Source organism: Hoskinsella mucinilytica (assembly GCF_045223415.1).
In the GTDB taxonomy this organism is placed as follows: domain Bacteria; phylum Bacillota_I; class Bacilli_A; order Erysipelotrichales; family Erysipelotrichaceae; genus Hoskinsella; species Hoskinsella mucinilytica.
The window spans coordinates 45,777-52,884 of the sequence record NZ_JBEQZJ010000028.1; the positions used below are offsets into that span (position 1 = coordinate 45,777).

The following is a 7,108-nucleotide window of genomic DNA, read 5'->3' on the forward strand; positions in this document are numbered from 1 at the left end:
GAAGAAAAAAGAAATGTTCTTTCAGAAATCTTTCATTTAATAGCAGTTTTATTCCACGGCTATCAAATGAAGATTGCTGACTCCTCGGCAAGTATTCAATTGTTCCATTAATTCATCAATAGAAACCATCATTTCGCATAAATCAAAGGAAATGACAACACTTGCCCAATCATGAATGGGAATGTTTTGGTTGATGGTAAGGATATTTGCGTTTACTTTTGACATCGTATTCAATACTTCACTCAAAATTCCTTTGTCATGATGTAGCATGAGGGATATCACTGCTTTTCTGGCACTCATACCTTGAGCTGGCAGGAAAACATAATCTTTGTACTTATAGTAAGTGCCTCGAGAAATACCAACTTTTTTTACTGCTTCACTGACCTGTTTTACTTCACCATTTTGTAATAAAGATCTTGCTTCTATGACCTTATCTAAAACATCAGGTAGGATGGTACTGTCTACAATGTAATATTTTTCCATTAAATCACCTCATCTTTACAACCTTCATAAGTTGCATGAAGGAGCCTGAAATCCCAAGATGGATAAGTGTGTGATAATTCAGTAACGATCGTTTCCGCTATTTCTTCACTTTGTGTCAATGCCATCATGGTTGACCCACTACCTGAAATAAACATGGTAATAGCACCTGATTCATCACAAATGCTTCTGACATTATCATAGGCAGGAATCAGTTGTTTTCGATAAGGCTCTTGCATTTGATCTTTGCATGCCTTTTTCAAAATCAAAGCATTACCGATTTCCATTGCTTTCGCAAGTGCTGCGGTACGTCCCATTTGATACACTGCTTGTGGATAGCTCATCTGTGTTGGAAGAACTTCTCTTGCAGCTTTGGTACTAACTTCAAAATCGGGAATCATGGTCACAAAGATCAAATCTTTTTTCACACCATAGCGGATCATGGATGGTTTTCCTTCATCCATAAAGGAAACACATAATGCGCCGAAGATGGCCGGAGCAACATTATCGGGATGTCCTTCCATTTGTGTTGCCAAATCAAAGATTTCATATTTATTCATCGGGTGTTGAAACATTGCATTCGCACCACATAAACCGGCAACGATACAGGTAGCACTGCTTCCCATACCACGGGCATAAGGAATATTGGTCTCTACATGCATACGCAATCCACGAATGGATCGATTCATATATTGTAGTCCTTTTAAAAATGCCTGATAAATAAGATTATCTTCTGTACAATAGGCTTCTTCACAACCTGTGATTTCAAGACCTTGATCTATACTTTCAAAGGTAACGGTACAAAATTCATCCAATGCGATTCCTAAGCAGTCATAACCGGGACCAAGATTTGCACTGGTCGCCGGTACACTGACCTTAATCATGGAATTTCTCCTTAACTGTTGTTTTTACAAATTGTTCCATATCATCTTTATCTACCAGGGCATGATGACGAACTTCCATCGTAGATAATTCTTTTAATGGTGCCGGAATCATAGCACCTGTGTTTGCCTCTAACTGGTTCATACAAGCAAATTCATCATCCTCACCTTTACCGAAGATAGCTTCATATACAGCGGGAGCAAATTTATATGGAGAAGCTGTGGATAATAATACACAAGGATGAGCAGCATCTTCCTTTTCGTAATCCTTCATCACTTTATATGCTACTGCTGTATGTGGATCCATAACATAACCATGTTGCTCATACATATCTTTGATAGCCTGAGCGCAAGCTTCATCATCACAATAACCACCGGTAAAATCTTTTTTGACACTTTCATAAATGTCTTGTCTTACTTTATAAGACCCCTTACTTTCCAGATCTTTCATCAAAGAAGCGATATAATCGGCATCTTTTCCACTCTTATAATACAATAGACGTTCTAAATTACTACTGATCAAGATATCCATGCTTGGAGAGATCGTTTTATAGAACGGACGGTTACGATCATATACACCATCTTTTAAGAAATCAAATAGTACATTGTTAGAATTGCTGGCAACGATAAAACGATGAACCGGAAGTCCCATGCATTTCGCATAATAGCCGGCCAAAACATTTCCATAATTACCGGTTGGTACACAGAAGTTGATTTCATCACCGAATGAGATTTTTTTCTGTTGAACCATTTCTTTATAAGCATAGATATAATAAACCACCTGTGGAATCAATCGACCGATATTGATAGAATTGGCACTGGATAGGGTCACATGATCTTTTGCAAGCTCCTCAGCTAGTTCTCTGTTATTGAAGATTTTCTTCACATTGGATTGGGCATCATCGAAGTTTCCCTTAATTGCACAAACTGTAGTGTTATCACCAGTTGTGGTTACCATTTGTAGTTTTTGAATATTTGATACACCATTATCAGGATAGAAAACAGTGATTCCTGTACGTGGAACATCCTTGAAACCTTCCAATGCGGCTTTTCCGGTGTCTCCGGATGTTGCTGTTAATATCATGACATTTTCATCTTGGTGTGTTTCCAAAGATACTCTCATCAACTGTGGTAACATACGTAGACCAATATCCTTAAAGGCACAAGTTGGACCATGGAATAGCTCTAATATAGCTTCATCGTCTACAAAATGTAGGGGAGTAATTGCCTCGTTACGGAATTTATTCGCATAGGCATCATTGACACAACGTTTGACCTCCTCTTGTGTAAAATCAGGAAGAAGCATGGATAATACCGTTTCAGCCATTTCCATGTAATCCATTTCCATCATGTCTTTTAACGGAAGTCTTAACTGATCTAATCCATCATAGACATAAAGTCCTCCATCCTCAGCAATTCCTTTTAGAATCGCCTGTTTTGCTGTAAATGCTTGTTTTGAATCTCTTGTACTTGTATATATTTCGTTCATTTTACTTTCTCCTTTTTTCTATCTTGCAATTCGTTGTATACTATGATACAATGTTCGCAATCTAAAAACAAGTGTTTTTGGTGAAAAGACACATTTTTTATGAAAAGGAGGAAATATATGAATATTGCGATATTAGGATATGGAACGATTGGAAGCGGTGTACATCAGATTGTAGAAGAGGGCGCAACTCTTTTGACAAAACAGCTACATGTGACACGCATTCTGATTCGTAAGGGAAAAGAAAAAACACTTCCTTATATGTGTGATGATATAGAAGACATCGTAAATGATCCTGCAGTGGATCTTGTTGTTGAAACAATGGGAGGCATTGAACCTGCACATACGTATATCGTACAGGCATTGGAACATGGGAAACATGTCGTTACCGCCAATAAGGCAGTAGTTGCGGCATACCTAAAAGATTTCAATGAATGTGCAAAAGAAAACAATGTAAAATTTTATTATGAGGCAAGTACCGGAGGAGGTATTCCTTGTATCGCCGGGCTAGAAAAGGCCTTACGTATTGATGCCGTAGATGAAATTCATGGTATTTTCAATGGTACCAGTAATTTTATTTTGGATCATATGCAACGTTTTGGGACTAGTTTTGATGAGGTGCTGAAAGAAGCACAGCGTTTGGGATATGCTGAGGCAGATCCTAGTGCGGATATCGATGGATATGATATTTGTAATAAGGTAAGAATTTCTGCTAGTATTGCATATGATTTCCATGTACCTGACAATTTTCCAATCTTTGGAATCAGAAATATCACCAAAGAAGATGTCATGTATTTCAAAAGCATGAACAAGGTGGTTCGATTCATCGCAAAGACAAAGCGAAACGCTAATCGCTATAGCTGTGTTGTGGAACCGATCTTATTTAACGAAACGGAATTAGAAGCAAATACACAGGATAATTACAATTTGATCAGCATGCATGGAAAAACCATCGGTGATTTGAAATTCTATGGTCAAGGTGCCGGAAAGTTGGCAACTGCCAATGCAGTCGTACAGGATGTATTGGATATTTTAGAAGGCAAGGAACATATGGAACGTGCCTATCAAGAAGATATGGTATATGATACGACATTGTGCAAACGTGATTATGTATTACGTGCAGATAAAACTTGTCGTGTATATTTCAAGGGTATCAAATATGAAACAAGTACCTTTGATAAATATATGTTGATCAAGGATATTGAAGTAATGAAAATGCATGAATTGATGAAGAAAGTGTTAGAAGTAGATCCTACTGCATTTATGGCAAGTATCTATGAGAGGGAGAACGTATGATCAAGATAACAAAATTCGGTGGCTCAAGCGTAGCCAATGCACAGCAGTTTACTAAGGTAAAAAATATTATAGATGCGGATCAAGCAAGAAAATTTGTCGTGGTCAGTGCAAGTGGAAGAGAGCATAAAGATGATAATAAGGTAACTGATTTACTTTATTTAATTGAAGCTCATTTAAAATATAGTGTGGATTATCTTCCTTTATATTCTTTGATTGAAGAAAGATTTTTATCCATTAAGGCAGATTTGAATCTAACTTATCCAATTGAAGATGATTTAAATGAATTAAAATCCCAATTAAATAAATCGATGTCTACTGATTACTTGGTATCTCGTGGAGAATATTTAACAGCGAAGTTGATGGCTGAATATCTAGGTTTCCCATTTGTCGATGCGAAGGATATCATCACTTTCCGCTATGATGGAAAAATTGACTTTGATGCGACAAAATATCGATTAGATGGCTTTATGAAGGATCATGATCGTTTTGTAATGCCTGGTTTCTATGGTGCACTTCCTGATGGAACCATCAAAACAATGTCACGAGGTGGAAGTGATATCACCGGTTCTATTCTTGCTCGTATCCTAAATGCGGATATGTATGAAAACTGGACAGATGTATCCGGTATTCTAATGGCAGATCCAAGAATCGTCAAACATCCAAAAAGAATCGATAAGATTACATATAGTGAATTGCGAGAGCTATCCTATATGGGTGCCAGCGTGCTACATGAAGAGGCGATCTTTCCTGTAAAGGAAAAGAACATTCCTATCAATATTTTAAATACCAATCATCCAGAAGAAGGCGGAACCATCATCGTAGAAGAGGATGACGGTATGAGTGGAGAAACCATTACGGGTATTGCAGGTAAGAAGAATTTTACTGTTGTGGCGATTTATAAAAACCATATGAGTGATGAAGTCGGTATCATTCGCCGTGCCTTAGAAGTGTTTGAAAATTATCGTGTTAACATTGAACATATACCAAGTGGAATCGATTCCTTTAGTATTGTTGTAAGTGGAGATGAAGTTAAGGATGTTATCTATGATATCGTAACGGATATCAAGCGTGCATGTAATCCGGATAGCATTAAGGTCATCGATCATATCGCATTGATTGCGACAGTAGGACGTAAGATGATGTATAAGCCAGGTATGAGTGGTAAGATTTTCTCTGTACTTGGAGAAAATGATATCAATATTCGTATGATTGCACAAGGTAGTGATGAAATCAATATCGTTGTAGGTGTAGAGGATAAGGATTTTGAAAAAACGATCGATGCAATCTATCACAGTTTTGTATCAAATGAATAAGATGGAAGGAAAGGGTAGAAACGTATGAAAACATATAACGTAGCAATTCTTGGCGCAACAGGAGCAGTTGGTCAGGAAATGATCAAAATTTTGATGGAAAGAAAGTTTCCGATTAAGGAATTGCATTTGCTAGCAAGCGCTAGAAGTGCTGGGAAAAAGATGTGGATCAATGAAAAAGAATATACCATAGAGGAAACAACAGAACAGAGCTTTGATGGTATGGATATCGTATTAGGAGCCGCAGAAAATGATATTGCACAAAAATATTTACCGATTGCAGTAGAAAAAGGGGCTGTGGTTGTCGATAACTCCAGTGCATATCGTTTGGATGAAAATGTGCCACTTGTAGTTCCTGAAGTAAATCCTCAGGATGTAAAGAAACATAAGGGTATTATTGCCAATCCAAACTGTGCTACCATTATTGCATTGGTGGCATTACAGCCATTACATGCATATGCCCATGCAAAGCGTATGGTAGTCAGTACCTATCAGGCAGTAAGTGGAGCCGGTGTTGGTGGTATTCGTGAATTAAAACAACAGGTAGATGCTATTGCCAATAACAAACCTGTGGATATCAATAACTTCCAATATCAGATTGCATATAACTTAATTCCACAAATCGGAAACTTCAATGATGAAGGATACTCCAGTGAAGAAATGAAAATGCAATTTGAAGGTAGAAAGATTCAAAGCAATCCGGAATTATGTGTCAATTGTACTTGTATTCGTGTTCCAGTGTTCCGTTCACATTCAGAATCTATCATGGTAGAATTTGACAAAGCCATTGATGTTGAAAAAGCAAAGGAATTATTGAAAGATGCACCAGGTGTAAAACTGGTTGATGATCCAGTAAATAAGGTCTATCCAATGCCATTAGATACAACCGATCAGGATCTTGTATTTGTCGGACGAATTCGTAAGGATATCAGTGGTCATGAAAACGCCTTAAGCTTTTGGTGCTGTGGAGATCAAGTTCGTAAAGGTGCTGCAACCAATGCAGTTCAAATTGCAGAATTAGTAATCAAAGATATGTAATAAAAACCTCATCCGATTTGGATGAGGTTTTACGTATTAGTTAGTTGTGTCGTTTGCTTCTTTTGCGTCAATATCATGATTGGCTTTGTTTTGTGATAAATCATTTAGAAATTCATCTAATGAATCTTCTTCTTCTTCATGATCTTCCACTGCCTCAACCATACAATCAGCAATCGTATTTGTCATTACTGAAAATTTGTTTAAGATAACGCCGATTCCATATAAAATAAAGGAATAAGCAATATAAGAACCGCAATTAGAGATATAAACACTAAAGACCTCTGATAAAGATGGTTCTGCGCTCTGTTTATATTCCGCAATAGATTGATATGTTAAATAGGCAAAGAATAATGCGGCAAACAAGAATAAGACAGCCATGACGTAAAAAAGAATGCTCGCCTTTGAAATATTTGATGTTTTTTTGTTTTTCATAGTTCCAACCTTTCTGTGTACGGGCAATATTATCTACTATAAATATGTGATGAAGATGGGTTGTGTGTGAAAAATTAACGAATTTTCTTTATAAGAAGCTATAAAAAGCTAGCTTATTTCAGAAAAATATTGTATGATAATAAGGCAATATCAAGATGCAGTCGTGGTGGAATGGCAGACACGCT

Annotated in this window: 7 protein-coding genes; 3 read left to right on the plus strand and 4 right to left on the minus strand. The window is 37.1% G+C overall.

The window, feature by feature from the left end:
- Window positions 1–48 precede the first annotated feature (48 nt).
- From UGRO018_RS11360 to thrC, 3 genes are read right to left on the minus strand one after another with little or no spacing between them, the layout of a single operon-like run.
- Window positions 49–483 carry an ACT domain-containing protein gene (locus tag UGRO018_RS11360; protein WP_416326604.1) on the minus strand — a complete coding sequence of 145 codons (435 nt, stop codon included), beginning with the start codon at window positions 481–483 and terminating at the stop codon, window positions 49–51.
- Window positions 483–1,364, minus strand: coding sequence for a homoserine kinase (thrB, locus tag UGRO018_RS11365; protein WP_416326605.1), 882 nt, complete (start codon window positions 1,362–1,364; stop codon window positions 483–485). The genes UGRO018_RS11360 and thrB overlap by 1 nt, the downstream gene beginning before the upstream one ends.
- Window positions 1,357–2,850: a threonine synthase gene (thrC, locus tag UGRO018_RS11370; RefSeq protein WP_416326606.1), complete on the minus strand. Its 1,494-nt coding sequence runs from the start codon at window positions 2,848–2,850 to the stop codon at window positions 1,357–1,359. The genes thrB and thrC overlap by 8 nt, the downstream gene beginning before the upstream one ends.
- Window positions 2,851–2,967: 117 nt before the next feature.
- On the opposite strand from thrC, the gene UGRO018_RS11375 reads away from it, so the two are divergent.
- From UGRO018_RS11375 to UGRO018_RS11385, 3 genes are read left to right on the plus strand one after another with little or no spacing between them, the layout of a single operon-like run.
- A complete protein-coding gene (locus UGRO018_RS11375; protein ID WP_416326607.1) occupies window positions 2,968–4,143 on the plus strand; it encodes a homoserine dehydrogenase in 1,176 nt (391 codons plus the stop codon).
- Window positions 4,140–5,456, plus strand: a complete 1,317-nt coding sequence (locus UGRO018_RS11380) for an aspartate kinase (RefSeq protein ID WP_416326608.1) — start codon at window positions 4,140–4,142, stop codon at window positions 5,454–5,456. The genes UGRO018_RS11375 and UGRO018_RS11380 overlap by 4 nt, the downstream gene beginning before the upstream one ends.
- Before the next feature lie 24 nt (window positions 5,457–5,480).
- Window positions 5,481–6,491 carry an aspartate-semialdehyde dehydrogenase gene (locus UGRO018_RS11385; RefSeq protein WP_416326609.1) on the plus strand — a complete coding sequence of 337 codons (1,011 nt, stop codon included), beginning with the start codon at window positions 5,481–5,483 and terminating at the stop codon, window positions 6,489–6,491.
- A 36-nt stretch (window positions 6,492–6,527) separates the two neighbouring features.
- Here the strand turns inward: UGRO018_RS11385 and UGRO018_RS11390 are convergent, their stop codons facing one another.
- Window positions 6,528–6,923: a hypothetical protein gene (locus tag UGRO018_RS11390; RefSeq protein ID WP_416326610.1), complete on the minus strand. Its 396-nt coding sequence runs from the start codon at window positions 6,921–6,923 to the stop codon at window positions 6,528–6,530.
- Between the last annotated feature and the right edge of the window lie 185 nt (window positions 6,924–7,108).

Coding starts and splice junctions, on each gene's coding strand:
- UGRO018_RS11360 (WP_416326604.1), bottom strand. CDS start 483: ATGGAAAAATATTACATTGTAGACAGTACCATCCTACCTGATGTTTTA.
- thrB (WP_416326605.1), bottom strand. CDS start 1,364: ATGATTAAGGTCAGTGTACCGGCGACCAGTGCAAATCTTGGTCCCGGT.
- thrC (WP_416326606.1), bottom strand. CDS start 2,850: ATGAACGAAATATATACAAGTACAAGAGATTCAAAACAAGCATTTACA.
- UGRO018_RS11375 (WP_416326607.1), top strand. CDS start 2,968: ATGAATATTGCGATATTAGGATATGGAACGATTGGAAGCGGTGTACAT.
- UGRO018_RS11380 (WP_416326608.1), top strand. CDS start 4,140: ATGATCAAGATAACAAAATTCGGTGGCTCAAGCGTAGCCAATGCACAG.
- UGRO018_RS11385 (WP_416326609.1), top strand. CDS start 5,481: ATGAAAACATATAACGTAGCAATTCTTGGCGCAACAGGAGCAGTTGGT.
- UGRO018_RS11390 (WP_416326610.1), bottom strand. CDS start 6,923: ATGAAAAACAAAAAAACATCAAATATTTCAAAGGCGAGCATTCTTTTT.